Origin of the sequence: Polynucleobacter bastaniensis, assembly GCF_018882205.1 — a bacterium.
In the GTDB taxonomy this organism is placed as follows: domain Bacteria; phylum Pseudomonadota; class Gammaproteobacteria; order Burkholderiales; family Burkholderiaceae; genus Polynucleobacter; species Polynucleobacter bastaniensis.
The window spans coordinates 204,817-230,600 of the sequence record NZ_JACVOU010000001.1 but is presented as its reverse complement, the minus strand read 5'-3'; the positions used below and the strand labels follow the sequence as shown (position 1 = coordinate 230,600).

Here is a 25,784-nt window from a genome sequence, read left to right as displayed (position 1 = left end):
TATCTATTTAAACGACAGTTTTTATGTCTAGATATCCTCAGGTGCTGGTCGATTCCGCCCCGGGCCACCAAGAATTCTCAAAACATTAGAGTTGGTCCATAGAATCTCTAGTGTTAGCCGCGGTCTGGCACCATTTCCTCTGGATATCCCCATATTGAATCGTCCTTTAAAAGGACACTTTATCTATTGGGGATTTGTCATCCCTGTGTCGGTCATGTCGTTTAAAACAATTTTTGAGTTACTCATTATAATCAATCGACTCTACTAGATGGTCGCACTAATGATTTTCCAACCCAAAATACTGATTACAGGAGCAAATGGATTTATTGGCGGAGCTTTGGTAGCCAAGCTCCTTGCTTGTGGTGAAGTTGAAGACGTAATTTTTTTAATTCGCTCATCAAAACCTGAAGAGGGCTTGGTGAGGTTGGTTGATACACTCAGAAATCATGGCATTAAAACGGATCAGTTATTAAAACTTAGGCTAGAGCAGATTCTGTGCGGTGATTTAAATGTTGTGAATCGCTGGATTGATGACCCACGCCTGAGCTACATTGAAAATGTGGTGAGCTCTGCCGCAGTGGCATCTTTTGGTAACAACCCCTCTATTTGGCCTACGAATGTAGATGGGGTTTTAAATATGGCCCATGGCCTAAGTCATCGGTGTAAGTTAAAAAGATTTCTTCACATTGGTACCGCAATGGCTTGTGGCTTGGATTCACCAAATCCCGTTCCCGAGGGCTATAACCGCGGTAAAAACACACAGCATTTTTTAGAGTACACGCATAGCAAATATGAAGTTGAGCAACGCCTAAAGGAAGAGTTGCCAAACTTGCCTTTGATAATAGCGAGACCGTCAATTGTTGTTGGGCACACCAAGTTAGGTTGTAAGCCATCGGGAAGTATCTTTTGGGTTTTTAGAATGGCGTTGGCACTAAAAGCATTCCCTTGCACCTTAGAACAAAGGATTGATGTAGTTCCAGTAGATTATTGTGCCGATGCCCTTTATTTGCTTTTAACTAAACCAAAGCTAAAATATGACTCGTACCATATCTCAGCTGGGGAGAAATGCTCTTCTAGTTTTGCTGAAATTGATGAAGATATTGCTAAAGCTACAGGCAGGTCAAAGATAGAGGGTTATAAACAAAAATCATATGAGCAGATACTTCTCATGAAGAATCAATTTAAAACACTTCTTGGCGAATGTAATCGACGCCTTGTGGCTAAAGCAATTAAAACTTATGGAAACTTTTCAACCCTTGAACTTGCTTTTGATAATCAAAGATTGATTGAAGAGGGAATGAGTGAGTCCACTCCATTAGCAAAGTACGCGGGACTTTGTGAGCTTACCAGTAAAGATATTTTGATTTCTGAGCAAATGAAGTTCGATTACAAGTAATATTTAAAAAAGAATTTAAGGAGTGGTTTTGAAAAAAATAGTTATTTTATTATTGGTATTACTGAGTCCTGCGGCCTTTGCGCAATCACAAAATTTTGAAGGATTTGGCTTATCTATTGACTACGCTTTAAATTCAATTACTGATAAGTCCACTCCTGGTGGCTCTATTACCTCTAGAAGTGGTATACCCTCTATAACTGCTGATGCTAACAAAGCAATTTCAGATAGTTGGTTAGTAGGTGTTTATGGTAATTACGACTTAGGCACAACTGATACTACTGGCACAGACCCTGATGCTCATAGACCAATAGAGGCGGGTGGAAAAGTGGGCTATGCGATAACTGAAAAACTCATGGCATATGCCAAGCTAGGATGGTCATGGTCAAAATATTCTTCGCCTGGCTACTACCAGTGGATGAATGGACCGAGCTACGGTATTGGCGCTGAATACTTGATTACTAAGAATCTGTTTACAAGGGTTGAGGTTTCTCAGCAAAACTATAAAAGCGTTGACTGGGGTGATGGCTCTAGTGATAAGGTCAATATCAACAGTTATGGCATCTCATTAGGTTGGAGATTCTAGGATCAAGTATTTTCTTTGCTGGTCTATTAAAAAGACACTTCATGTAGCGGTGGCGAGCACTCCAAGGATGTTCCATCCCCGCGCCAGTCAAGCCTCATGACTGACGCATTAACTGCCGCACTCCTTGTGTCGGTCAAATACTTCTTTCAAATCAATCCCATAGAAAGGGCATGTTGATTTTGTGAACAAAGTTTTCACATGGTGGGAGAACCAGATGATTGAAAAGCGAAATCGGTCTAGCTGAACGGGTTGAAAATCCTTGTGTCGGTGGTTCGATTCCGCCCCGGGCCACCAAGAATTCTCCGAACACCGGAAGTGGCTCATAGAATCTCTAGTGTAGGCCGCGATCTGGCACCATTTCCCCAAGTCTTCCAACTTCCCCCTCGACTAGAAGCGTTCTTTAAAAAGACGCTTTATCTATTGGGGATTTGTCATCCCTACGTTGGTCAAGTGTCGATTTAAGCGACGCTGATCTAGGCTCTGCGCTTGGCGTGTCGTTTAAAACGACAAAACTTACAACATAGATAGTTGACCAGTAATTTTGGCGCCTCTTTCAATATCAATATCTTTATAAAAGATATTGCCAGAAATGGTCGAGCTTGCTCTAACAACGAGTAATTCATGAACGCGAAGATCATCCTTTACATGACCGGCAATATCCGCTATCTGGCAATCGATCTTGCCCTCAATTTTGCCTGTGCTTCCGACAATTAATGATCGAACTTTTAAATCTCCATTAATGACTCCTGAGACCAAAGCCATATTCGGAACTTCCAGGGTGCCGTTTAGCACCACGCCTTCTCCAACGGCTAAGTCATTGCTGTTAAAGGAGGCTTGATTTTGAGTGATTGGTGATGTAGCCATAGGGATGTTTTGTAACAGCTTATTTTCTGTTTCTGTTGGTTGAATGGGGGAGGAGTCTTTAAAAAACACTAAATTTGTTCCTAGGTAATAAATGATTCACAAAAAGAACATAGCATAAGTAAATTACAGCCTTAGTAATAAATAATGCGAAAGAAAAAACTGAATATAGATCAACGCATCATAGGAGGGGTATTAAGAACTGCCCGTGAGGAGCGGGGCTTAAGCTATGAAGAACTTGCAGAGGTTGTCTGTCTCAGAAAGTGGCATATCAAAGAGTTAGAAGAGTCAGACACCTTTTTTACCTTCTACACAATGGTAATTAAGATACACGCGGCCAAAAGAGTTGGGAAGTATTTAAATTTAGAAGAGTCTGACTATCTAGAAACAAAGACCTTACCAAGCTAAGTGTTCGCTTACTTTACTATTTTCTGCACCAAAACAACCCCCCCATATATTTTAAATAGTCTTCAATCTGGCATATAGTTGCATTTAGATTGTGATCGTAAGCAGGAGACATAGATGTTTGAATCTTATAAATCAACCAATCATCACCTTACCTTTACCAATGAGATCGGTGTGGGCTCTAAGGTTCATGGCAACCTTGAGGGCAATGGCAATGTCTGTTTAGCTGGTCGCCTAATTGGAGATATTGCTGAAGCAGTTGATAGTCATGCTACGCTTTATATCGATAAGCTTGGAGTATTAACAGGTGATCTGAACTACACCAATTTAATTGTTGCTGGCACAGTAAAAGGATCAATCACTGTTACCGAAAAAATGACGGTTTATCCCACCGCAGTCATTGAGGGAAATATTCGCTATAAAACTTTAGATATTCATCCGGATGCTAGGGTTAATGGATTGTTGTCTTGTGAGGGTTTAGATGAGGCTCAAATCAACAGTTCGGATGTAATCGACTTTGGGCTTACTAAAAAGTTGGCTAGATAATCACTTCCAATGAATTAAATATTTCAAGAACTGTCCTTTAAAAGGACGGAACAATTAAACATCTTTGTGCTGGTCCTGCGTCCATTTAAGCGACGCTTACCTAGGGTCAGTGCTTGGCGTGTCGTTTAAAACGACCAATTTAAATGTTTATATAGCTTAATTCACAGAAGAGTAAAAACTCAGGAGGATCCTATGAAATTTCTGATATTTATGACCTTTATATTGGGCGCAACATGGTCTATGGCTGATGACAGGATCTCAGATAGAGAAATCAAAACGACCTTGATCCAACAGTCGATCCAAGATTATGGAAAGTCCTGCCCATGCCCCTACAGTAAATCGCCCAGCGGTGGTCAGTGCGGCCTTAATAGTGCCTATTCAAAAACCGGCAGGCTCGCTCTTCTTTGCTATCCCTCTAATGTCACCAACAAAATGGTCAAAGACTATCGGGATAAAAATGGCCTGTAACAGTGGCGAGTTTTAGGATTCAAAATGGCACAGATTATGCACAGTAATAAATGAGTCAATCTTTTAGAGGAGCGCTTATGTCAAATACCGATTCTTTATGGCTATTTTTAATACTGTGCTGTTTTGCTCTAGCGATACAGGCAAATTAGACTGGTACTTTTTGCCGCTTAAGTAGGATTTTTAGCCGCATTAATCTGTATGCGGTCGGCTATTAACTTTTTCGTCAATGGCGATTCGACCTAGGCTATCTAAGTCTGACTCATCGACTTCTATACTTTGATCTTTAATAGCGTTAGCACCTATTAAATGCTCGATATATTCTAAAGTTGCATAGTAAGGGGGCATATGAGCGTGGTTAGCCGCTTGATCACTCCCATACCGATAACGATAGACCAATAGCTTCATATCAAACGATTTAATCATCACCCCAGTCTGCATAGTCTTCATCTGGAATATGGTTCATTTCATTAATTTTTCGCTTGGTTAAGTGTTGCCAGATTAATCGCTCTTGCACCAATTCATTGCTTTGGAGTTCAAAAAACTTCTCTGGAAGACTGTCTTCTTCGATCTCTAGTTGCCTTGTATTCATTGCGCTCTCCAATTCAAAAACTTAATTTGGTTGCCAATAAATTGCTTAGGTCACGCTGTATCGAAACAGGACCATGGGGTGACCAAACAACTCATCAGCAGAAATTTAGTCTGCTCCAAAATGAAGGAGCTGTCTAATAAATTTTTAAGTTTTTTATCTGGTGAAAATCTATTGCATTGCATCCAAAGAATTCAATGTAATGAGTAATTGCTCACTTTTTAAATGAATTTATTGTTAACAATTGCTAATAGGGGCGATAGAGATTAAATTAAATCTAGGTGAGTTAAATGCCGGAGGGATTGCTATGGAAATAAAAACTGCCAAGAACGAGCCATATCCTGTAGAAGTTATCAAAGACCAGACTTATTATTGGTGCACCTGTGGCTTAAGTGAAAGCCAACCGTTTTGTGATGGCTCGCATCAAAGAACCGAAATGATGCCTTTGGAATTTGTTGCTACAGAAAATATGACGGTGTATTTTTGTGGTTGCAAGCAATCAGCTAATGCGCCGCTATGTGATGGCACCCACTTCTCCCTCTAGGTATTGACAATATAAATCTATCGGAGGTCAGGATGAGTTTTAAGCATGCCAAAGCAGTGACCGTAAAGACCACTAACGGACAAGTGGAAATAAAGGACCATAGCTTGATTCATTTGTTAAATCGTTACCATTGTGATATCAATATCAAAGACTTCGTGATTGCTTGGAATCAGCTTTGCCTAGACAAATATGGCTATGTTTTAGAGATTATCGATATTGACTATGAGTGGTCACATGAGTAGGGTCTCTAAAGGCAAATCAGATGATTGTTATTCTTGCGTTGGTTAACCGTCTATTTAAGTGACGCTAATCCATGGTCGGTGTTGGTGATGTCGTTTTAAACGACATTTAACAACTTGTAATCAAGTTGTCATATCTCAGGATAAGTATTAAGGTTCAAACTCTTGGTTAAGGGGTGGGTATGCTATACCTTTTGCAAAACACGATTGCTTCAAGTATTCGACCAATGCGTCAATCCCTTAGGATTGTTCGAGCTACATTAAATAGTCCTATAAATCCATTTCTTAATACTGAACTGCATAAATCCAATTTGGCTTGGCTAGATGTCATAGAACAGTTGTCGGGAGCCCATCTAAAACCTGAGTGGGATATTCATGAGACTCAAGTAAATGGAGAGGCAGTAGAGGTTGAAGATCAAATAGTTCTGAAACGAACTTATTGTCAATTAGTGCATTTCAAAAAAGTAGTGACAAAGTTACATCAACCAAAGTTATTAATTGTTGCTCCTTATTCAGGGCACTTTGCCACCCTTTTACGAGGGACTGTTGAAGCGATGCTACCCGAGCACGATGTTTACATTACCGATTGGTTAGATTGTAAGAATATCCCCACCAACCAAGATCGTTTTAATTTAAATGATTTCATAGACTATTTAATTGATTTCTTACATTTTTTAGGCCCCAAGACGCATGTTTTAGCTGTGTGCCAGCCTACCGTAGCGGCCCTAGCAACAACAGCCATCATGTCTGATTGGGGTGACCGCTGTCAGCCATGCTCAATTACGCTAATTGCTGGACCTATTGATACCAGAGTAAATCCAACCAAGGTGAATGAGTTTGCTAAATCACATGACCTAGAGTGGTTCGAGAAAAATTTGATTCAACCTGTGCCACCACCCTTTTTAGGTATGGGCAGAAGGGTCTATCCAGGGTTTTTACAGCTTAATAGTTTTATGGCCATGAATTCAGATCGTCATGCCATGTCAATTGATGCGATGCATGAGGCATTGGTAAAGGGAAACCAAGAAGAGGCCCATCGACGCAAAGCTTTCTATGATGAATATCTCTCCGTGATGGATTTAACAGAAGAGTTTTACCTGCAAACGATTAAAGAAGTCTTTCAAGACCACTCCTTGCCACAAGGAAAGATGATGAGCCGTTGGCATCCGGTGGATACAAAACACATTCGTAAAAGCTATTTGATGGTCGTAGAAGGTGAAGAGGACGATATTTGTGGTGTAGGTCAAACGAAGGCGGCATTTGATCTCACGCCAAATCTACCCGAAAGACATAAGCGTTACGAGTTGATTAAAGGGGTAGGGCATTACGGAACCTTTAATGGCGGAGTATTTCGCCGCACTATCGCGCCAATGATTACCCAATTTATTCAAGATGCAGACCAGCACCATGAGGTGACGGTGACATCTTCACAAGTAACCACATCAGGAGACTAATCATGACCTTAAACCACTTTGGCAGACCTGAACAATCAACAGGTCAAACGAATCCTATGAAAACAATAGAAGGATTTTATAGTTTGATGATGCCTGTTTGGGCTGTAACAAGTAATTCCTTTGAAAATCATAAAAAATTGCATGAGCAATTAATTGAGTTAATGCAAGATGCTAATGAGCGGGTTACTGATAAGGTCGTTGATGCAATCGATCATACTAAACCCAAAGAATTAATGGGTGCAGTGGTTATTGCCAGTCAAGCATTTGGCCAAACGAATCTCATGATCTATAACGCTGTGGTTGAGCAACATCATCAATTTATGGATAGCTACTTTCAGCTCATAGATAAAAGCCATCAGAACATTTATAAAGATGCCAGTCAGATATAAAAACTTGAGGGTCAGCCGCGGTTTGGCACCATTTCCTCTGGATATCCCCATATTGAATCGTCCTTTAAAAGGACACTTTATCTATTGGGGATTTGTCATCCCTGTGTCAGTCGATTTAAGCGACGCTCATCTAGGGTCGATGATTGTAATGTCGTTTAAAACGACAAAACCCATGTAATACGAAACAATACCTAGTGTTGCTTTTTAGTACTAATTATTAGCTTTATATCTAAAATGAGCTATTTTGACTAGAAGAGGGATAGACTGAACTTCTGTAAAAGGTTGGGAGTCTAGTCATGGACAAAAGATATGAACCTGAAGAGCAGCGTATAGAGGAGCTCACGCTCGAGAACCTAAGGCTTAATAAAAGAGCCAAAGCCATGGAGCAATTAACTGCAGGTTGGAAAGAGGCAAACACGCTATTGGTAGCCAAGCTTCAACCAAAATTAAGCCTTAGAGAATACGAACAGTCTATCAACTACCAATTGGATGACTCACTAAAATTTATTTGGTAGACGGGTTAAGTGCTTTCCATATTTTTTCAATTGCAGAGTTGATGGTGGAATAAAGATCTTCGCCCTCATCCTCAGAGTAAAGCTGCTTATCTTTAAGATGAATAGTAATCTCAACGGTATTTCTTAGGGCTTTTTCAACGGTAGTATCGATGAATATAAAGACAGTAGCAATAATAGATTCATTAAATTGATTACGAATTTTTTGTAAGCGGTTATCGATATAGGCTTTGACTATAGGTAATTCAGCAAAAGAATTGCCCTCATACTTAATGCCTATGGACGAAAGATTCCCTGCTTTATCAGGCGAACCATCAAGCAGCGCTTGATTCTTAAAATCGATAGCAAGGTAAGTTTTATTTTCTTGTATGACCTTTACCATCGCTTTACTTCATTAATTTTTTGGCCGACATTGCCATAGACCTTCCAATGTTTGATTTCTTCAAATAGCTTATCGAGATCTGCATAAGATAGATTCTTCATATCTTGAAGGGTGAATGAGTCACCTGCCTCTAGTTTTTGTATGGCATTGATGTATGTCAGTTGGACCATTTCTACCACCTTGTTTTGTTAATGATTATTCTGAATAAAATAAACTGAATAGTTTGTCACTTGCCAAGTTCAAGTTGGCAAATGTAATTAATCTGACATAGAGCCCGAAAAGGAAGATGATATTGAACGGACAAAAGAGCACTCTAAGGAACCTTTACTATCAACCAATTCGTGATCGAGCGTTTTCATTTGGCTTTTAGAGCGGGACTGATTAATCGGTTTGGGGAAATACCTACGGCCAGTAAGTTAGCGATTGAATTTAATCTACGTAACTTTCAGTCAAAGCCCATTAGTCGTGAATCGGCCAGAAAATGGATTAATGGCCAATCCATGCCAGAGACAGCAAGATTAAAGACTTTAATCAGCTGGCTTAATTTAGATGCAGCATTTATTTACTCTACGACTGTTACCGAAAAAGCAAGCGTTCATGTAGCGATTGATAGTCAAAAAGATAGGGCAAAAGTAGAGGCCTATGGGCGACGAAAAATAGAAGGTTTGGCACAAGCTGCTTTGAACTTTGTGTCGCCTCTGACGGCGGTATTAAATGCAGAGGGTATCATCATTTTGGTTAATAGTGCATGGCGATCTGCGGCTATGCTTTATCCCAAATTAAAGGGCGGAAGCCTAGGATGCGAAGGCGTTAATTATCTAGCTGTGTGTGAGAAAGCAATGGGACCGGGCTCTGAAGAAGCAAATAAGGTGGCTAGAGCTATTCGTGCAGTGATTGCGGAACATTCGAAAATATTTACTTCAAAGTATCCTTGCCACAGCAATGGAGATAAAAGATGGTTCGAGGTTAAGGTGTCTGCCTACAAACACTTGGATGACGTATGTTGTGTCATTACCCATATACCGATTACTGAAGCCACTTTTAAGAAGAAAAACTGATTAGAAAGCCCTTACTGAAATGTCCTTTAAAAGGACGGCTATGAAAAGAGGGCAAGCCAAAATGGCATAGTTTATGCATGGGTGTAAGTAAGTAAATCTTCTCAAGGGGGTGCTTATGTCAAATACCGATTCTTTATGGCTATTTTTAATACTGTGCTGTTTTGCCCTGGCAATACAGGCTGTTTAAACCGGTAATTATTGCCGCAGAAGTAGGGGTTTTGTTATCCCTTCACGCCATGTCGTTTAAAACGACAGTCTAGGAGTAGAGTCAGGCATCCTAAGGCCCTGGTTCGATTCCGCCCCGGGCCACCAAACTCAAATAATGCCCTGCTTCGTGCGGGGCATTTTCTTTTGGTCGGGCGGACTTGCCCTCTATAATTTATATATGTACAATGTACATATGACTTCATTGCGATTTGAATGGGAACCCAGAAAAGCTTCAGCTAATCTAAAAAAGCACGGCATTTCATTTGAAGAAGCAAAATCTGTGTTTTATGATGAAAGTGCCAAATTAATTTCTGATCCTGATCATTCAGAGGATGAAGACAGATTTATCTTGCTGGGAGTAAGCCATTCTCTTCGTGTGATTTTGGTTTGCCATTGTTATCGAAGCGAGGGTAATGTCGTTCGTATTATTTCGGCTCGTAAGGCAACTGCTAAAGAGTCAAAAGCTTATTAAAGGTGATGAAGATGCGTAAAGAATATGATTTCTCAAAAGCCCGTAAAAATCCATATGCTTCTATGCTCAAGAAGCCTATTACCATCAGATTGGATGAGACCTCAGTGAGCTACTTCAAGTCTGTATCAGAGGAAGTAGGCATTCCTTATCAAAGCCTCATTAATCTCTATTTGAGAGATTGTGCTGCTACCCATAAGAAATTGAACCTTAGCTGGAAGTAGTCTAGAGGTAGGATGAGAGTCTCCTGAGGCCCTGGTCGATTCCGCCCCGGGCCACCAAGATTTAAATAATGCCCTGCTTTGTGCGGGGCATTTTCTTTTGGTCGGGCGTAAAATGGCCAATGTTGTATTTAATATTGAGGTTCTTTAGCTCACTGCCATTGGCGGCCATTCAGATGGCCGGGGCTTGTATAGGACTATTGATTTATTTGTGCTCCTCTCGGTACCGGACGCGCTTATATAAAAATCACCAGAGTGCCGCAAATTATTGTGGGTTCAAATTTACCCCGTGGAGGGCGGCAATTGAATCCGGAATGATGTTTGCTGACACCCTATGGATTTGGAGACATCCAAAATCTTCTCTCGCCAAAACAACCATAGAAAACTTGGATCAAGTTATTGAGTTATCTAAAAATGGAAAGGGAGTAATTATTCTTGCTTCACATTTTGGTGGGTTTGAAATAGTGCCTCGTATTTTTGCCGAGCATACAAGGGCGACAGTGATGTATAGGCCTGCTCGAAAGGGGTGGGTGAATAAGTTAATGCTTAAATCTCGCCAGCATTCTCAAATGTCATTTGTTGAGGCAAACATTGGTGGAGTACGTCAAATTAAGCGTGCCTTATTAAGGGGTGAGGTAGTTGGGCTATTAGCAGACCAGGTTCCAAGTGTTGGCGATGGAGTATGGGCTAAATTTTTTAATCAATATGCTTACACAACTTCATTTCCAATCAAATTAGCACGTCAAGCTGATGTAGCAATTCTTTTTGTTGGGGCAGAAAGATTGGGTCTGGGGAGGGGTTGGATCATTAAAAGTCGACTAATGACAGAAGCTTTTCCCGATTGCTTGGTTGATGCCTGTACAGAAATGAACCGTTATTTTGAGGGGTCAATAATATCCAAACCAAATCAATATATGTGGTCTTATAACCGATACAAAAGACCTGTTGGAGCTGAATTAGCGCCCATAGATTAGGGCATCCTCGGCACTAGTCCATTCCGCCCCGGGCCACCAAGAATTCTCAGGGTACGTACCGACCACATGGTTTACACCTTTACCAATCACATCCCCTTTGACCAGAACTGTCCTTTAAAAGGACACGTTAATTAAACATCCCTGCGCTGGTCCTGCGCCCATTTAGGCGACGCCCATCTAAGGCCAGTGCTTGCGATGTCGTTTTAAGCGACATTATTAATCATCTTTAGTACTATTTAGATTATGGAAATAGCCAACCAAATCTTTTTTATTGTTTTTTCGCTAATTGGTCTAGGACTGTTCTTAAGTGCCCTATTTCAATATCGAGCCAATGGGGCCAGTGGATTAAGCATCTATTGGCCGTTAAGCGTAGGCTTATTCTCCCTATCCTCATTAAGCTTTGGCATTGCCTTGTGGACGCATAAGTTTTTTCTCACAATAGCAAATACCACATTTATTGTTTCGGTTTTTCTGCTCATATTTTTATACCGCTCTTGGAGTAAACGCCCATTTAATAAAATTCAAACTGTACTTTTATGGCTCATTCCAGTATTTATTTTCTTTTTCTATAACTACTTGAGGGTAATGCCAGAAACCTTTAAGCATCGGGTGGCCTTAATAACAATTACTCAAGAGTTATTTTTGGTGTGGCAAATATGGGAGTTGATAAAGTATTACAAAGTAGAGCGAACGATAGTAGTGAAGTGGCTAATTTTTTTAACAACGTTTACTTTGCTTGGAGAAACTTGTAGAACTCTTTGGGTATTGATTGGAAGCACCCAAATCAATTTCTTTTTATATGCTCAAGATACTCTAGCCCTAACTCTTTTATGGCTAGGATACGGTAGTACGATATTGATCTATGTAGCTCTTGGCAGTTTTTATTTAGAAAAGCAGATAAAAAAAGAAAATGAAATTACCAACGCCTTAAAGAGTACCAAAGAAGAAAATGAAAAAATTACCGAGCTCTTAAAAGAAAAAGAGCGACTCATCTATGGCCTGATGAAGGCGAATAAGACTGCGGCTACTGGCGCTCTATCGGCATCCATTGCTCATGAGCTCAATCAGCCCCTTGGAGCCTCAGGCCTTAATATTCAGTTTCTCAAGATGAAGCTAGAAAAGGGGGTGCTCAATCCAGCGTTAGGTAAAGAAATCTTAGATTCCCTAGAGCACGACAACAAGAGAGCCGCTACAATTGTTAAATCCCTCAGGTCAATATTTACAGAAGGTGAATCCAATGCTCAAGAGGTTCAATTGGGTGATTTGATAGCAAAAGTATTAGACATTGTTAAGCCAGAGCTAAAGTCTAAGAATATTCAAATTCAGCTAAGAGTTGACGATGGATTGGTGATTAAGGTTAATCCAGCAGAGATAGAGCAGGTGATATTGAACTTAGTGAACAACGCGGCACAGGCCTTGGCTAATGCTGGGACGCTCCAGCGTCGTATCACTATTGAAGCAATTAAGGCTGGACAGTTAGTGCGGCTCACAGTTTCCGATAATGGAAGTGGCGTACCTGTTGAATTCAAATCCCAGCTTTTTGAGCTCTTGAGTACAACCAAGCAGACCGGAATGGGCCTAGGGCTATGGCTTTGTAAGCATATTGTCACTAGATATAGCGGTTCGATCCATTTTGAAGATGCTGATGGTGGTGGCGCTAAGTTTGTAATTGAATTACCCTTAGCAGTCACAAGATAGACTCAAGCACCCTCGAGCCTAGTCGATTCCGCCCCAGGCCACCAAGAATCACCATGGCCCACTTATTGGGCCATTTTATTTAAGTCAACTTAATAATCGTGTTTTGAATATGGCGGCACCTCAGAATATAATTATCACACTTGAATAAAAAATAATTAAGCAGCGATCACGGTTAAACTTCAATTCATTAGGTAGACTCTTATGACAACAGTAAAGCAAGTTATTGAGAAAAAGTCGAACACCATTTTTTCTGTAAGATCATCTGATACCGTAGAAAATGTCTTGTTGCTCATGCGCGAGCATCGAGTAAGAGCCATTTTAGTTATCGATGACGGAGTTTTGGCGGGGATTGTGTCACAGGGAGATTGCGCTATAAAAGTGCTATTACCTAATAACAATCCAAAACAAGTGGCCGTCTCAAAAATAATGACAGCAAAACCACTTACCGTGACGCCACTTAACTCATTAGAGGAGTGTATGGCTATCATGGTTCACAAGCACATCAGACACTTGCCTGTACTACACGAATCTAAAGTGGTTGGAGTGATTTCCGTTGGAGATTTAGTAAAAAGTATTATTGAAAATCAAGGTAGTCAGATTAAGTTTCTAGAAACTTATATTAATGGCCACGGTGTTTAGCATTTAGAATGGTGAATTCCACGGGCTCTGGTCGATTCCACCCCGAGCCACCAAGAATCTCAATAGCCCACTTATTGGGCTATTTTCTTTTAGAGCTTGGCAGGGCTAGGCGCCATTAGTTTCGGATGCGCCCATCACGAGCTGTCATTTAAAAAGAAAATCAATTAGGCATCCCTGAGTTAGTGGTGTCATTTAGAGCAATGCTGAGGGGATTTACTCCTCTAATAGGCTTCTCAGCATCCAAGCAGTTTTCTCATGGATATCTTGTCGTTGGGTGAGCAGATCAGCGGTAGGTTGGTCATTGGCTTTTTCAACCAAGGGAAATAGTTTGCGAGCGGTTTTTGCTGTTGCTTCTTGAGCTTTTACAAGATGCCTAACCATATCGATTGCCTTGGGAGTTCCCTCAATCTCTTTAATCGAGGTTAATCTTGAAAACTCTTTATAAGTGCCTGGTGCTGGCTCGCCAAGAGCCCTTATTCGTTCTGCTATTAAATCAAGTGCCGCCCATTGCTCTGTGTATTGAGCCATGAACATGGTGTGAAGGGTGTTAAACATCGGGCCCTTGACATTCCAATGAAAATTGTGGGTCATCAAATATAAAGAGTAACTGTCTGCCAAGAGGCCTGATAACCCATTTGCAATTGCTTTTCGATCTTTTTCGCTAATGCCAATATCTATTTTTGTACTCATTTTGTGCCCCTGCTTCTCAGATGAATCTCGTTATCAATTGATTAAGCTATCATGCGCCATTTTATGGTTAAAAGATATGGAGTTCTTGGCGTAATAATAATTCGTAAAATACCAAAGGGGTGCGCCTAGAATCTCTGTAGCTTCGGTTTAACCAATAAAGGAAACTATGAATACATTTGACGCAATTCGCGAGCGTAGAGCCATAAAGTCTTTCGACCCCAATCATCAATTGACTCAGCAAGAGACAGAGCAGCTACTCGAGTTAGCTATGCAGGCCCCATCATCTTTTAATATCCAGCACTGGCGTTTGGTTAATGTTACTGATAAAGCTCTGAGGGCGAAGCTAAAAGAGGCTGCTCACGATCAAGCTCAAGTCACCGAAGCATCTTTGCTGTTTGTAGTCACTGTCGATATCAAGGCTTGGGAAAAGGATCCTGCGAGATACTGGGTAAATGCACCCAAGGAAGCTCAAGATATATTGGTGCCTTGGATTCATCCCTTCTACTCTGGCAAAGAGCAATTGCAGAGAGATGAGGCAATGCGTTCTGCGGGGATCATGCTTCAAACAATGATGCTTTCTGCTAAAGCAATGGGTTATGACTCTTGCCCAATGGTAGGCTTTGATTTTGACAAGGTTGCAGAGTTGATTCGTTTACCAAAAGACCATGATATTGCCGCCATGCTAGTAATCGGCAAAGGGATAAAGCCAGCCTGGCCAAAACCAGGATTTATTCCTAGGACAGAAATGATTATCGAAAACCATTTCTGAATATAAACACCTTTAGCTTGTTTTTATCTATGTAATTGCTAGTCAGCCTGATTCAAAGCGAGAGACCAAAATTAGGGTTAAAGTATCTTATCAACCAAAAGGGAGTAAGCATGGACCGTATAAAAAGTGTATTAATAGCATTGGTGGCTACAGCTACTTTGGCAGCCTGTGCATCAATGACCGGAGTAGCGTTGGCGCCATTTACTAAGGCAAACGATGGTGTATTGGCTGGTAATAATAGTATGACCTTGTATACCTTTAGCAAGGATGTCGTTGGTTCAGGCAAGTCAGTTTGTAATGGTATGTGCGCAAGCAATTGGCCACCACTATTGGTGGAAGGTAGCCCGGCTGTTGCTGGTGCTTATTCAGTGATTACCCGCGATGATGGCAAAAAGCAGTTAGCGTTTAACGGCATGCCTTTGTATTTCTATGTAAAAGATGTCAAGCCAGGCGATAAAACTGGTGATGGTCGCTCAGAAGGTGCTTGGCGCATTATCAAGATGTAAAAAAGTTTTAGGTCCAAGCATAGCTGGCACTAGCCGACTTTGTTCTGAGCCGCTATGAACAGCCACCTGCGGGTGGTTTTTCATTTGAATTCATACCCTTGGGCAGAGTAAGTCAATAAGACTACTGCCAGTAAGGTTTTTGTTTTAGTTGAAGAGTGTCACCACAAGATCTATTCTGAGTTTATATAAACAAAAAGAGGCAAACCATGATTAAAAAAATTTCTCTATTAGCTGGCGCCGCGTCAGTTTTGTTGCTGACAGCCTGCCAGTCAATGGAGCAAGGTACCGGTCAAAAAGCGTCCGCTAGCTTAGATTCGCGCTCAGGCTCAAATACAAAAGGCACAGTAAATTTTGTATGGCAAGGGCATGATGTTTTGGTGACCGGAAACTTTACTGGATTAAAGCCAAATGCTGAGCAAGGATTTCATGTTCATGAAAAAGGAGATTGCTCTGCCCCTGATGCTACTAGCGCAGGTGGCCACTTCAATCCAGACACAAAATCGCATGGAATGCCCGGAAGTGGAGCCAATCATGCTGGAGATATGCCAAACATCAAATCAGATGCCAATGGTAATGCCACTTACTCTGCAAAGCTAAGTGGCTTTACTGTGAATAATGGGCCAACTGGTATTTTAGGAAAATCTGTTGTTGTGCATCGTGATCCAGATGATTATAAATCACAACCAGCGGGCAACTCAGGCCCAAGAATTGCATGCGGCCTGATTAAATAGTATTGCCCCTAGCCTTAGATTAGTAAAAAAAGAAAAACCACCTCCGGGTGGTTTTCTCATTTTCAGGTTTAATGCTTTGCTTCAGAGACCTCCTTTTAAACAACAATAGATATTCATAATAAAAAATATAGGACAAATTATGTACAAGCTAATCGCCTTTGATGCTTATGGAACGCTGTTTGATGTCTACTCTATGAGCCAGTTGGCAGAAGAATTATTCCCTGGGCATGGCGAGGCATTTGCTTTAATGTGGCGAGATCGCCAAATTGAATACACGCGCCTAGTAACAATGAGTGATCCCAATCCTGGTGGTAGTAAGCACTATCTGCCATTTTGGGAATTGACCATTCGTTCTTTGCGCTATATCTGTAAGCGGATGAGTTTGAATCTCACGCCAGAATATGAAAAGCGACTGATGGATCAATATGCCAAGCTCACTGGTTTTGAGGATAGCTTGAAGGTTGTAAAAACTATTAAAGAAAAAGGTTTATCTACGGCTATCTTGTCTAACGGCAGTAGAGAGATGCTCGCTACTGTAGTGGATAGCAATGGCTTGAAGCCCTATCTAGATCAAGTTGTAACCATTGAGGATGTACGCCAATTTAAAACAGATCCTCAGGCATATGGACTTTTACTTAAAGCATTTCCTGTAAAGAGGGAAGAAGTTCTCTTTGTATCGAGCAACGCCTGGGATGCTCTAGCGGCTAAGTGGTATGGATTTGATGTATTTTGGGTTAATCGCCTAGGTCACCCTTTTGAAGAAATTGGTGATATGCCAAATTATGAGGGCAACTCCTTAAGCAAGGTATTGGAAGTCATTTAATACTTAGCTTTGAATGAAGGTAAGCGGTGTAGATTCAGCATTCCAGGATGCTGAATCTACAGTCTCCTCGATGAGCGTAAAGTAGTCAGATAAAGCGAGGGACTATGACCACCATTACTGCACCCACCACTGAAGAGCTACAAATTCTAGAGTCCCTTCGGGAGCATAGGCGAAAGCATCGCAAAGGCTTCCCTCGCAACATCTCAAGTCATATTCAAGCTTACACTCCAGGGTTAACGACTGGCCAGAAAATTTCTGATGTTGTTGCAAAAACGGTAGGCTCATGGAAATTTATCCTAGTTCAAAGTGCATGTATCTTTGTTTGGATCGCTTACAACTCAATGAACAACACAAATGCATGGGATCCCTACCCATTTATTTTGCTAAATTTAATGCTATCTTTTCAGGCTGCCTATACCGCTCCAGCAATCATGATGAGTCAGAATCGACTTTCAGAAATAGATCGTCAACAGGCCAGCAATGATTTTGAAGTCAACGTGAAGGCAGAGCTAGAGATTGAACTCTTGCACCAAAAAATTGAATTGTTGAAAGAAAAAGAGCTGTTCGGTTTAACAAAGGCTGTTGAGGCTTTAAGTGAAAAACTAGATGGCATTCGTAAGTAGCTCACTTTGATACCGTTAAACTCCCAGCATGAAGCAGCTCCTCTATATTGTTCTAATTGCATCGTGCGGCATTGTCCTTGCGCAAGAGTCATCAAGTGCGTATGACTTAAAAGTTTCTGTTACGAGAGCTGGTGATCGCTTTCAGGTGAACGCAAGTTATGAGGTGCCGATCACGCTTTGTGAAGCCTTTGCATTCATTACTGACTATGAGAGCGCTAAAAATCTACCTGGAGTGGTCGATTCAAAAGTGCTGTTTAGGTCAGGCAATAAAGTGAAGGTCGTTCGCTTGCTTGAGGAAAGAATTCTATTCATCCCATTTGAAATGCGCTCTGAGTTTGAGTATGTAGAAATCCCCAACAAAACATTACTTTTTGAGCAATTCAGCGGAGACACAAAGTATTACAAGGGAAGTTGGCGGCTATTTTTTTGAGAAGGATTTCACCACCTTTAAGTACGATGCCCAAATTGAACCAAATTCCTTAGTGCCATCAGTAGTAATCGAATACTTCATTAAAAATATCTTGCGTCGACAGTTTGAGTCAATGGCCGAGCTCGCATCATTGAAGAAATCAGTGCCTCTAAAGACTTGTAGATAGGCCATGGCTTAGTAAGCTAAGATTACATTTATGACAAATCTCAATCAATTACCTGCCGACTTACCTATCCCTCAAGATGATGGGGCTGCAGATCACTTGGTGGGTATGCGCTTGCCAGCTTTTTCCCTGGTAACAACGGCTCAAGGCCTACTGAATCTCAGCGAGATTAAGGGTCGTTTAGTGATTTACTGCTACCCAATGACAGGTCAGCCCAATGTTCCTTTGCCCGATGGATGGGATCAAATCCCGGGAGCAAGAGGATGTACCCCACAAAGCTGCTCATTTAGGGATCACTATCAAGAGCTTCGGTCGCTTGGCGCGGATGTTGTGGGTCTAAGCGTTCAATCCACGGAATATCAACAAGAGATGGCGGATCGTTTGCATTTGCCATTTTCAGTAATAAGTGATGAAGATTATCGATTTCAAGAAGCTTTGCGCTTGCCCACCTTTGTTGCTGCCGGAATGACGCTATTAAAGCGCATCACCCTGATTGCAAATGATGGCGTGATCGAAGCTGTTCACTACCCCATCTTTCCAAGCGAAAGCGATCCGGTCTGGGTGATTGACTATTTAAAAAATAGAGCCGCTTAATTGTTCTCGGGGCGGATTTATTTGCCCTTTAGGAAATAAAATGTTGCTTTGCAGCAATATTTCCTTGCCAAGCCCAAAATAAGCCGTTAATATGGTGCAGTGCAACAATTAACCAATTAATGGGAAAAATCATGTTCAAAAACCAATTTATAGAAAACCAAACTAAAACCGCAGAAAGTGCACGTGCACTAGGCCAAACTGCCCTTGAAAATGCTCAAGAGTTAACAGAAATCAATTACCAGGCTGCACAACAAGCCGTTGCAAATGCACAAGCTAAAGCAGCCGAGCTAATGAAGGGTAAAGATGCAAAAGCAGCCTTAGATCTTCTGCAAAGCCCAGAGGTACAAAAGGCCGTCGCTGAAGTTGCCGAGTACCAGAAAAAAGTTGCTGCAGTACTGCGCCGTGGTAACCAAGAGTTAGTTGAAGCTGTAGAAGCTGCCATCAATCAATCACAAGATGATCTAAAGAGTTTTGTAGCTGCTGCTACATCAAAGGCGCCTGCAGGGTCAGAGGCGTATGTCAGCTCCTTTACCTCCACATTCAATACGGCAATGCAAAACTTTGACCAAGTACGTTCAAGCACTCAAGATGCTTTTGCAAACTTTGAGAAAAAGTGTAGAAACTGCAATGAAGAGCGCACAGGGTCAATTTGGCCAGACTCCTAAGGCAACAAAAAGTCGCACCAAGTAATCGGTAGATCGCTTCAGATAAAAAGCCCCGTGTATGCGGGTTTTTTATTGGGTTTTTCACTAATCGAAATGCGGAAAAGCTGCAGAGTTAAAAAGTAATACCCTGATGGTATTGTTAGATTCAATTCTTGATAAGATCGTTCAATCAAATAAAACTTGAAAATACTATGAGACTTGAACGTATCCTTACAACCCTGTTACTTGGCCTACTTCTTCTTAGCGGATGCTCTAAAGAAGAACCATCCAACCTAATTAAGGTTGCCATATCACCCGCGATTCCCCCAATGCTGTTTGAAAAAGATGGGAAATACTTAGGCGTAGACTTAGAGATATTTGAAGGCTACTGTAAGTCACGAGGTTGTACATTTAAGATAACAGCTTACGATTGGCTTGGCATGCTGGGCGCTGTAACTAGTGGCCAAGCTGATGTGGCATTCTCTGGAATCTCTATTACAGACAAGCGCAAAGAGGTGATGGATTTTTCTAATCCATACTTCACTAGCACCTGGCAGTTGATAGGTTTAAAAAACCGTAATATCAAAATAACTGATTTATCACAGCTCAGTAAGTACACAATTGCCTATCCAACAGGAAGTGTATTTGATGATTATGTAAAAAATGTATTGCAGCCAAAAGGCTATTACTCAGTTGAGCAAGTAAAACTATATCCTTCGCCAACCGAAGCCTTGCTTGCATTGCAAAATGGCAATGTAGATTTGGTATTTGTTGATAACGTAATGCTGGTTAATTATCAAAAAACCTTAAACCTCCCAGTAAGCAGCAGCTACCAAGTTGTTGGGTTTGATAATCTCGGATTTGCCTTCAAAAAAGACTCTAAGTTGCGCGATGACTTTAATCTATATCTTGCTGAGATCGGACCAGAGAAGTTAAAAGCCATTATTAATCGCTGGACACAATAAATTAAAGCAATTTCAATATATTGGGTTAAGGTGTTTCTTAAGTCGATTATTTCAATAATTTATAAGGAAAAATATGTCCCATCATGACAAGCTAATGGCTGCATTTGAGATGTACCAATCAGAAAATGAAAAGTTTCACGGAAAAGGAGTCAAAGCCTCTGCAGCAAGTGCTCGTAAAGCTTTGTAAGAGATCGCTGGTTCTTGCAAAGAGCGCCGTAAAGAAATTACCGCAGAAAAAGAGGCGCTTGAAGATAAGTCAAAGGGTGAGGGCATGTCACAAGATGCCGCCCGTCATGCTCACATCAGAAAGTAAACCTTATTTAAAAAACAAAAAGTCACCTAAGGGCGATTTTTTGTTTAGAGGTCTACGCCTTCTAAGGCGGAATCTTCGAGATGACGCGTGTCAGCCCATCTCTCAACTGACCAGCCCTCACCTTCCTGATGGGTAATCCAATTGAATGAAGCATTTGGCACTGAGGCAACCCGCTCAGTCCTTAAGGCTTGCTTGCTAGCAATTCGATACACCATGTCGAGGGTACCACCATGACTCACAAGCAAAATCGTTTGGCCTGAATGCTGCTCTTGTATCTTGTCTAAAACAGTTTGAACGCGTAATGCAAATTGCGTAATACTTTCACCGCCATCGAGATCGTGTTCTAGGTCGCGAGAAATATGAGCTTGCCAAATTGCTGGCTGTAATAATGGCGCCTCTTGAATCATGAGTCCTTGAAGTGCGCCAAAATGGCGCTCTCGTAGGGCGCTATCCACCCTTGCCTTTACGCCAAATAATTCAACAATAGCATTTGCAGTGTCGACGGCTCTTTTAAGATCGCTGGTATATAAAGCATTGAATGAGAGCTTTGTATTTTTTATAGCCTGTGCCATTTGGCTAGCCTGCTGAACGCCTTTGGTATTGAGGGGAATATCGGTATGTCCTTGAAGGCGTCTTTGTGCATTCCAAGTAGTTTCACCATGGCGGATGAGGCAGAGTTTTGTGGTCGACATATTGCGATATTCAGTTGAATTATTTTCTCATGGTCCAGGCACGTGGATTGTGCTCAAAGCCCAGGTGCTCATAGTAGGCATTTGCCTTCGGAGCTGCAAGCAGCACAATCATGCAGCTAGGCTTTAAGCGCTCTTTAGTTTCTTCAATGAGCTGCTTTCCTATTCCCTGTCGCTGGTAATGTTCATCTACAGCAAGGTCAGCCAAATAAGCCACATAGGCAAAGTCTGTCAGGCTACGACTGATTCCAATGAGTTTTTCACCATCCCATGCGGAAATGGTGAGATTGGCATTGGCAAGCATCGCTGCAAAGGTTTCAACGCTATCGATTGGGCGGCGCTCTCCGAGAGTCGATCGGGTATAGAGGTCGATCGCCTGTTCTGGACTAATGCTTGCATGCTCGGTAAAGGTAATCATTTTTCTTGTTCTGATGAGAAGGTAAGCGAATCGCCATGGCTAATAGTTCCAGAGTCTAGCGCTTCTGCCCTGAGCCCACCTCTATTCTCAAAAGCATGCATGAAGTCGGGCCTTTTTAGCAAGTTGGCCGGTCTCTGACAAGGCTCACACAATTCAGTGCCTTTAAATGCGATACCTCCTAAATAGAAAATCTGTCCAACGAGACCATTTAACTCCTCCTCAGAAATTCCTTTGATCACCAGATTTCTTCGGGTATCACCCTCGCCAAAAGGTGTCTGCTGTTTAGTATGTAATTGGACATTAGCATTTTCTATGGCCGAGAGAGCAATGAGAGAAATATGGCGTATCTTGAGCTTGGTCTTAGAGAATGCACCAAGACCTAGTGCGTAGCGATCGCCCACAATGCCTTCGCCAGCAATAATCTCAGCTTGTGCAAGCTGCACCATCATCTCGCCTGCTCGAGCAGCAATATAAATAGAGTGAACTTGAGGAGATGCTTTCATGCTGACAGCATATTACATAAGAAAAAGCCCCGGTAATTTCGGGGCTTAGTACTTAGTGATTAGGCTGCGACTTTTGTTTCAGCGGGTACCGCAACCGGGGGGCGCTTATTGAGCGCCCTCTGTATCTTTGCCTTCTCTTTAGGCTTGGTGCTCGATTCGAGCAATTTACTGAGTTGAGCCAGGTTAAGTGGTCCCAATTTAGCTTTTCCAGTTTTGCTCACCATGGGGTCGTTTTTTCTGTTTCTTTGATTTTGGCCAGCAGCCATATAGTTTCCTAGAGTCTTGGAATGATGAACCTCTGAGCTTGCTCAGCAGACTCCCCTATTTAGGGCGCGGAATAGTGATCACAGATCAGAATAACAGTTAAGCAGTCAAGGCGCTATGATTAGATCCTGATGAATATTCCTAATCTTATTTTTGCTGCCATCATGGGCGGACTCATGTCATTGAGTATTACCTTGGCTACCACTTTGGTGCGCGTAGGTTTTGCACGGGATTTTTTTTGGGTGTGGCTGGAGGTTTGGGTGATTGCCTACCCAGTAGCGATGATTTGTATTTTGATTTATCGCCCGTTTGCTAGCAAGCTCACTGCAAGTTTAGTAAAGAAACTGGAGCGATGATTCATTTCAAATATATTTTGTTGCTAAGCATGATTGGCTTGAGTGCTTGCGCTGCGGTTTATACCGATGCCTCAGATGCGAATCATGTGACCTTTCTGAATAGTAATGACGACTCTATTGCCTCACTGACACCAAAAGCCAATGCATATTGCGCACAATACGGCAAGACTGCATCGTTTAGAAAAAACGATACTCAGTTACTGGTGGTGTTTGATTGCAATTAGCCGCAATCAAGCCCACGTTAGAGTTAACCAGCGAGGTCTGATTGATATATCAGCCCTGCATGCTCTCTTAGGGCATGGAACCGAATGGATTCCCAACGCTGTTGAGCAACATCGAGTTCAGATTTATGGCTAGCTAAAAATACGGAGGCGCCCACAACATCCTCTGCCATGCGGTGAATATTTTCTAGCATGAATTTTTTGAGTGCCACAGGATCTTCGGAGCTTACCCAGCGGGCCAAGTTATAGCGTGCCGGCAGTAAACGCACTTCCGCTCCATATTCAGTTTGTAGGCGATGGCTCACCACTTCAAACTGCAGTTGTCCAAATGCGCCAAGCAACATAGTGCCACCAGTCATTGGACGAAATACCTGAATCGCACCCTCTTCGCCAAGCTGCATTAGGCCGGTGCGTAATTGCTTGGAGCGTAATGGATCTGCAGACTCGACCATACGGAAAATTTCTGGAGCAAAAAATGGTAAGCCCGTGAATTGCAATTGCTCGCCTTCTGTGAGCGTATCGCCCAATCGAAGTAGGCCATGGTTTGGCAAGCCAATAATGTCACCAGGGAAAGCTTCATCTAAGATATCGCGTCGTTGCGATAAGAAAGAAAGTGCATTATTGGTGCGCACTTCTTTGCCATTACGACAAATCTTCAGCTTCATGCCCCGCTGAAAATGCCCCGAGCAAATACGCAAGAAAGCAACGCGATCTCGATGGGCTGGATCCATGTTTGCTTGAATCTTAAAGACCACTGCAGAAAATTTATTCTCTGCTGGGCTCACTTCGCGCTGTAATGCTTTGCGTGATCCCGGTGATGGTGCAAGCTCAACTAAGGTATTGAGAATTTCACGTACACCAAAATTATTAATGGCTGAGCCAAAGAATACTGGTGACTGACGGCCTGCTAGAAAGGCCTCTCGGTTAAAAGCAGGCATCGCATTTTTAATTAAATCTACTTCAGCAAGTGCATTTTCAAGATCAGTACCGAGACGCTCTTTTAGGGCGGGATCGTTAATATCAACAATGGCATGAGAATCTTCAGTCACGCGATCTTCGCCTGCCTTGAACATTCGCATTTGAGAGTTGGTAATATCAATCACACCGGCGAAGGATTTGCCCATGCCTACTGGCCATGTAAAAGGAACCACTTCAATGCCAAGTGCAGTTTCAATCTCATCCATGAGCTCCATGGGTGGCTTTACTTCGCGATCCATTTTATTGATGAAGGTCACAATGGGCGTATTATGCGCACGGCAGACTTCAAGCAAGCGCAAGGTCTGTGACTCAACACCATTAGCAGCATCAATTACCATCAATGCAGAATCAACTGCAGTCAATACGCGGTAAGTATCCTCGGAGAAGTCTTGGTGACCCGGGGTATCTAGAAGATTAATAATGCAATCGCGATATTCCATTTGCATTACTGAGCTGGCTACAGAAATACCACGCTGTTTCTCAATCTCCATCCAGTCTGAGGTAGCATGTCGGCTGGCCTTGCGGGCTTTAACACTACCCGCAATCTGAATCGCACCCGCGTATAGCAAGAGTTTTTCAGTAAGCGTGGTCTTACCGGCATCTGGGTGAGAGATGATGGCGAAGCTACGGCGTCTTAAAACTTCTGCACCGGGAGTGCTGGGGGTGGTGGTGTCGATGGTAATTCTGCGCTCAATCTAGTAGACAGAATTATAGACGGGTGGAGCTTCTTAGAATTGCTCTTCGAGCCTTACAAAACGCCATTTCCCGGGTGGTAGGGCACCCAGAGAAATTCTGCCCATACGTACGCGTTTGAGACCTAAAACTCGGAGACCAACGATTTCACACATACGACGAATTTGACGCTTGCGGCCTTCGCGCAGAACAAAGCGAAGTTGGTCTTCGTTCTGCCAGCTGACTTGGGCTGGCTTTAAAACGACGCCATCTAATTCCAGGCCATGTTTGAGGCGATCTAAATCGTCAAAAGAGAGTGCGCCTTCAACTCGGACTAAGTACTCTTTCTCGACGGGGCTATTTTCACCAATGAGGAGTTTTGCGATGCGGCCATCTTGAGTTAAGACCAGCATGCCAGTGGAATCAATATCTAGGCGACCGGCAGGCGCCAAGCCGCGAGTATTGAAGCGCGGGTTACGTCCCTTATCCAGTGGGCTGGCAAAGTAGTTCTCGGGCGTGATGAGCGAGGCTGCTGGTTGATACTCTTGCTCGTCATCAAAGTGAGAGATGAAGCCGACTGGCTTATTCAAAATGACCGTAATCCGAGATGCCTGCTGCACTTTAGCGCCAGACTGGAGCTCAATCTTCTGATGGCGAAAAGCTCGGGAGCCAAGCTCATTGACTACTTCACCATCGACGGTGACCAAGCCTTGCTCGATATAAGAGTCTGCCTCGCGTCGGGAGCAAAGACCCAGCTCGGAGAGTAGCTTGGATACGCGTATTTTTTCTTCCATGACAGCA

General features: G+C 42.3%; 38 protein-coding genes. 27 read left to right on the top strand and 11 right to left on the bottom strand.

The features are described 5' to 3' along the window. Positions 1-280: 280 nt before the first annotated feature. Together ICN22_RS01265 and ICN22_RS01260 are read left to right on the top strand one after the other, a co-directional pair. Entirely contained in the window at positions 281-1,396 is a 1,116-nt protein-coding gene (locus tag ICN22_RS01265; protein WP_216168516.1) for an SDR family oxidoreductase, read from the top strand. 28 nt (positions 1,397-1,424) lie between these two features. Beyond that, a complete protein-coding gene (locus ICN22_RS01260; protein WP_216168515.1) occupies positions 1,425-1,979 on the top strand; it encodes an outer membrane protein in 555 nt (184 codons plus the stop codon). A 513-nt stretch (positions 1,980-2,492) separates the two neighbouring features. Here the strand turns inward: ICN22_RS01260 and ICN22_RS01255 are convergent. Next, on the bottom strand, positions 2,493-2,843 hold the full coding sequence (locus ICN22_RS01255; RefSeq protein ID WP_216168514.1) for a bactofilin family protein: 351 nt from the start codon (positions 2,841-2,843) through the stop codon (positions 2,493-2,495). A gap of 144 nt (positions 2,844-2,987) precedes the next feature. Here ICN22_RS01255 and ICN22_RS01250 point away from each other — a divergent pair, with 144 nt between their 5' ends. The 3 genes from ICN22_RS01250 to ICN22_RS01240 all read left to right on the top strand — a co-directional run bounded on the left by ICN22_RS01250 (position 2,988) and on the right by ICN22_RS01240 (position 4,259). Beyond that, positions 2,988-3,248, top strand: coding sequence for a helix-turn-helix domain-containing protein (locus ICN22_RS01250; RefSeq protein WP_216168513.1), 261 nt, complete (start codon positions 2,988-2,990; stop codon positions 3,246-3,248). A 114-nt stretch (positions 3,249-3,362) separates the two neighbouring features. Continuing rightward, the gene (locus ICN22_RS01245; protein WP_216168512.1) at positions 3,363-3,791 is read left to right on the top strand and encodes a bactofilin family protein; all 429 of its coding nucleotides are present in this window, start codon (positions 3,363-3,365) and stop codon (positions 3,789-3,791) included. Between the two features lie 192 nt (positions 3,792-3,983). Beyond that, positions 3,984-4,259 carry a hypothetical protein gene (locus ICN22_RS01240; protein ID WP_216168511.1) on the top strand — a complete coding sequence of 92 codons (276 nt, stop codon included), beginning with the start codon at positions 3,984-3,986 and terminating at the stop codon, positions 4,257-4,259. 189 nt (positions 4,260-4,448) lie between these two features. Here ICN22_RS01240 and ICN22_RS01235 read toward each other — a convergent pair whose 3' ends face one another. Further along, on the bottom strand, positions 4,449-4,706 hold the full coding sequence (locus ICN22_RS01235) for a hypothetical protein (protein WP_216168510.1): 258 nt from the start codon (positions 4,704-4,706) through the stop codon (positions 4,449-4,451). Continuing rightward, positions 4,675-4,848 (bottom strand): hypothetical protein, encoded by a 174-nt coding sequence (locus ICN22_RS01230; protein ID WP_216168509.1) that lies wholly within the window; start codon positions 4,846-4,848, stop codon positions 4,675-4,677. Before ICN22_RS01230 ends, ICN22_RS01235 begins: the two co-directional genes overlap by 32 nt. 304 nt (positions 4,849-5,152) lie before the next feature. Between ICN22_RS01230 and ICN22_RS01225 the strand changes: the two genes are divergently transcribed. From ICN22_RS01225 to ICN22_RS01205, 5 genes are all read left to right on the top strand, one after another. Next, positions 5,153-5,389, top strand: a complete 237-nt coding sequence (locus ICN22_RS01225; protein WP_216168508.1) for a CDGSH iron-sulfur domain-containing protein — start codon at positions 5,153-5,155, stop codon at positions 5,387-5,389. A 32-nt stretch (positions 5,390-5,421) separates the two neighbouring features. Beyond that, positions 5,422-5,631 (top strand): hypothetical protein, encoded by a 210-nt coding sequence (locus ICN22_RS01220; protein WP_216168507.1) that lies wholly within the window; start codon positions 5,422-5,424, stop codon positions 5,629-5,631. A gap of 179 nt (positions 5,632-5,810) precedes the next feature. Next, positions 5,811-7,082 carry a polyhydroxyalkanoate depolymerase gene (gene phaZ, locus ICN22_RS01215; protein WP_216168506.1) on the top strand — a complete coding sequence of 424 codons (1,272 nt, stop codon included), beginning with the start codon at positions 5,811-5,813 and terminating at the stop codon, positions 7,080-7,082. 2 nt (positions 7,083-7,084) lie between these two features. After that, on the top strand, positions 7,085-7,471 hold the full coding sequence (locus tag ICN22_RS01210; protein ID WP_216168505.1) for a hypothetical protein: 387 nt from the start codon (positions 7,085-7,087) through the stop codon (positions 7,469-7,471). Positions 7,472-7,767: 296 nt separating this feature from the next. Next, positions 7,768-7,986, top strand: a complete 219-nt coding sequence (locus ICN22_RS01205) for a hypothetical protein (RefSeq protein WP_216168504.1) — start codon at positions 7,768-7,770, stop codon at positions 7,984-7,986. On the opposite strand, the gene ICN22_RS01200 is transcribed toward ICN22_RS01205, so the two are convergent. Both ICN22_RS01200 and ICN22_RS01195 read right to left on the bottom strand, forming a co-directional pair. Then, positions 7,976-8,365 carry an HPF/RaiA family ribosome-associated protein gene (locus ICN22_RS01200; RefSeq protein WP_216168503.1) on the bottom strand — a complete coding sequence of 130 codons (390 nt, stop codon included), beginning with the start codon at positions 8,363-8,365 and terminating at the stop codon, positions 7,976-7,978. The two genes, ICN22_RS01205 and ICN22_RS01200, sit on opposite strands and share 11 nt — an antisense overlap. Then, the gene (locus ICN22_RS01195) at positions 8,359-8,535 is read right to left on the bottom strand and encodes a hypothetical protein (RefSeq protein WP_216168502.1); all 177 of its coding nucleotides are present in this window, start codon (positions 8,533-8,535) and stop codon (positions 8,359-8,361) included. Before ICN22_RS01195 ends, ICN22_RS01200 begins: the two co-directional genes overlap by 7 nt. Before the next feature lie 189 nt (positions 8,536-8,724). Here ICN22_RS01195 and ICN22_RS01190 point away from each other — a divergent pair, with 189 nt between their 5' ends. The 6 genes from ICN22_RS01190 (at position 8,725) to ICN22_RS01165 (ending at position 13,631) form a co-directional block, all read left to right on the top strand. Continuing rightward, positions 8,725-9,423, top strand: coding sequence for a hypothetical protein (locus ICN22_RS01190; RefSeq protein WP_216168501.1), 699 nt, complete (start codon positions 8,725-8,727; stop codon positions 9,421-9,423). A 400-nt stretch (positions 9,424-9,823) separates the two neighbouring features. Beyond that, on the top strand, positions 9,824-10,102 hold the full coding sequence (locus ICN22_RS01185; protein ID WP_216168500.1) for a BrnT family toxin: 279 nt from the start codon (positions 9,824-9,826) through the stop codon (positions 10,100-10,102). An 11-nt stretch (positions 10,103-10,113) separates the two neighbouring features. Next, on the top strand, positions 10,114-10,323 hold the full coding sequence (locus ICN22_RS01180) for a BrnA antitoxin family protein (protein WP_216168499.1): 210 nt from the start codon (positions 10,114-10,116) through the stop codon (positions 10,321-10,323). Between the two features lie 311 nt (positions 10,324-10,634). Next, complete coding sequence (locus ICN22_RS01175; RefSeq protein ID WP_216168498.1) at positions 10,635-11,294, top strand: LpxL/LpxP family acyltransferase; 660 nt, start codon at positions 10,635-10,637, stop codon at positions 11,292-11,294. A 585-nt stretch (positions 11,295-11,879) separates the two neighbouring features. Beyond that, positions 11,880-12,992 carry a sensor histidine kinase gene (locus tag ICN22_RS01170; RefSeq protein ID WP_216168497.1) on the top strand — a complete coding sequence of 371 codons (1,113 nt, stop codon included), beginning with the start codon at positions 11,880-11,882 and terminating at the stop codon, positions 12,990-12,992. 201 nt (positions 12,993-13,193) lie between these two features. Further along, complete coding sequence (locus tag ICN22_RS01165) at positions 13,194-13,631, top strand: CBS domain-containing protein (protein WP_216168496.1); 438 nt, start codon at positions 13,194-13,196, stop codon at positions 13,629-13,631. A 213-nt stretch (positions 13,632-13,844) separates the two neighbouring features. On the opposite strand, the gene ICN22_RS01160 is transcribed toward ICN22_RS01165, so the two are convergent. After that, the gene (locus ICN22_RS01160) at positions 13,845-14,321 is read right to left on the bottom strand and encodes a Dps family protein (RefSeq protein ID WP_216168495.1); all 477 of its coding nucleotides are present in this window, start codon (positions 14,319-14,321) and stop codon (positions 13,845-13,847) included. A 166-nt stretch (positions 14,322-14,487) separates the two neighbouring features. Between ICN22_RS01160 and ICN22_RS01155 the strand changes: the two genes are divergently transcribed. From ICN22_RS01155 to ICN22_RS01115, 9 genes are all read left to right on the top strand, one after another. Then, complete coding sequence (locus ICN22_RS01155) at positions 14,488-15,090, top strand: nitroreductase family protein (protein ID WP_216168494.1); 603 nt, start codon at positions 14,488-14,490, stop codon at positions 15,088-15,090. A 110-nt stretch (positions 15,091-15,200) separates the two neighbouring features. Continuing rightward, positions 15,201-15,596: a COG4315 family predicted lipoprotein gene (locus ICN22_RS01150; protein WP_216168493.1), complete on the top strand. Its 396-nt coding sequence runs from the start codon at positions 15,201-15,203 to the stop codon at positions 15,594-15,596. Positions 15,597-15,802: 206 nt separating this feature from the next. Beyond that, entirely contained in the window at positions 15,803-16,327 is a 525-nt protein-coding gene (locus tag ICN22_RS01145) for a superoxide dismutase family protein (protein WP_216168492.1), read from the top strand. Positions 16,328-16,466: 139 nt separating this feature from the next. Continuing rightward, on the top strand, positions 16,467-17,150 hold the full coding sequence (locus ICN22_RS01140; RefSeq protein WP_216168491.1) for a haloacid dehalogenase type II: 684 nt from the start codon (positions 16,467-16,469) through the stop codon (positions 17,148-17,150). Between the two features lie 104 nt (positions 17,151-17,254). After that, positions 17,255-17,773, top strand: a complete 519-nt coding sequence (locus ICN22_RS01135; RefSeq protein WP_216168490.1) for a DUF1003 domain-containing protein — start codon at positions 17,255-17,257, stop codon at positions 17,771-17,773. Positions 17,774-17,801: 28 nt separating this feature from the next. Then, on the top strand, positions 17,802-18,203 hold the full coding sequence (locus tag ICN22_RS01130; RefSeq protein WP_216168489.1) for an SRPBCC family protein: 402 nt from the start codon (positions 17,802-17,804) through the stop codon (positions 18,201-18,203). Positions 18,204-18,399: 196 nt separating this feature from the next. Then, a complete protein-coding gene (locus ICN22_RS01125) occupies positions 18,400-18,960 on the top strand; it encodes a peroxiredoxin (RefSeq protein ID WP_216168488.1) in 561 nt (186 codons plus the stop codon). A 131-nt stretch (positions 18,961-19,091) separates the two neighbouring features. After that, positions 19,092-19,625, top strand: a complete 534-nt coding sequence (locus ICN22_RS01120; protein WP_216168487.1) for a phasin family protein — start codon at positions 19,092-19,094, stop codon at positions 19,623-19,625. Between the two features lie 152 nt (positions 19,626-19,777). Beyond that, positions 19,778-20,569, top strand: a complete 792-nt coding sequence (locus ICN22_RS01115) for a transporter substrate-binding domain-containing protein (RefSeq protein WP_216168486.1) — start codon at positions 19,778-19,780, stop codon at positions 20,567-20,569. A gap of 357 nt (positions 20,570-20,926) precedes the next feature. On the opposite strand, the gene ICN22_RS01105 is transcribed toward ICN22_RS01115, so the two are convergent. Genes ICN22_RS01105 through ICN22_RS01095 form a run of 3 tightly spaced genes read right to left on the bottom strand, consistent with a single transcriptional unit; the run spans position 20,927 to position 22,492 of the window. After that, a complete protein-coding gene (locus tag ICN22_RS01105; RefSeq protein WP_216168485.1) occupies positions 20,927-21,574 on the bottom strand; it encodes a histidine phosphatase family protein in 648 nt (215 codons plus the stop codon). Between the two features lie 19 nt (positions 21,575-21,593). Further along, entirely contained in the window at positions 21,594-21,989 is a 396-nt protein-coding gene (locus ICN22_RS01100; RefSeq protein WP_216168484.1) for a GNAT family N-acetyltransferase, read from the bottom strand. Further along, positions 21,986-22,492 carry an MOSC domain-containing protein gene (locus tag ICN22_RS01095; RefSeq protein ID WP_255533777.1) on the bottom strand — a complete coding sequence of 169 codons (507 nt, stop codon included), beginning with the start codon at positions 22,490-22,492 and terminating at the stop codon, positions 21,986-21,988. Before ICN22_RS01095 ends, ICN22_RS01100 begins: the two co-directional genes overlap by 4 nt. A gap of 395 nt (positions 22,493-22,887) precedes the next feature. Between ICN22_RS01095 and ICN22_RS01090 the strand changes: the two genes are divergently transcribed. Continuing rightward, positions 22,888-23,112: a DUF2798 domain-containing protein gene (locus ICN22_RS01090; RefSeq protein ID WP_255533776.1), complete on the top strand. Its 225-nt coding sequence runs from the start codon at positions 22,888-22,890 to the stop codon at positions 23,110-23,112. After that, complete coding sequence (locus ICN22_RS01085) at positions 23,109-23,336, top strand: hypothetical protein (protein ID WP_216168483.1); 228 nt, start codon at positions 23,109-23,111, stop codon at positions 23,334-23,336. Before ICN22_RS01090 ends, ICN22_RS01085 begins: the two co-directional genes overlap by 4 nt. A gap of 23 nt (positions 23,337-23,359) precedes the next feature. Here the strand turns inward: ICN22_RS01085 and ICN22_RS01080 are convergent, their stop codons facing one another. Next, the gene (locus ICN22_RS01080; protein WP_216168806.1) at positions 23,360-24,988 is read right to left on the bottom strand and encodes a peptide chain release factor 3; all 1,629 of its coding nucleotides are present in this window, start codon (positions 24,986-24,988) and stop codon (positions 23,360-23,362) included. Positions 24,989-25,039: 51 nt separating this feature from the next. Further along, positions 25,040-25,777, bottom strand: a complete 738-nt coding sequence (locus ICN22_RS01075) for a pseudouridine synthase (RefSeq protein ID WP_216168805.1) — start codon at positions 25,775-25,777, stop codon at positions 25,040-25,042. Positions 25,778-25,784 lie beyond the last annotated feature (7 nt).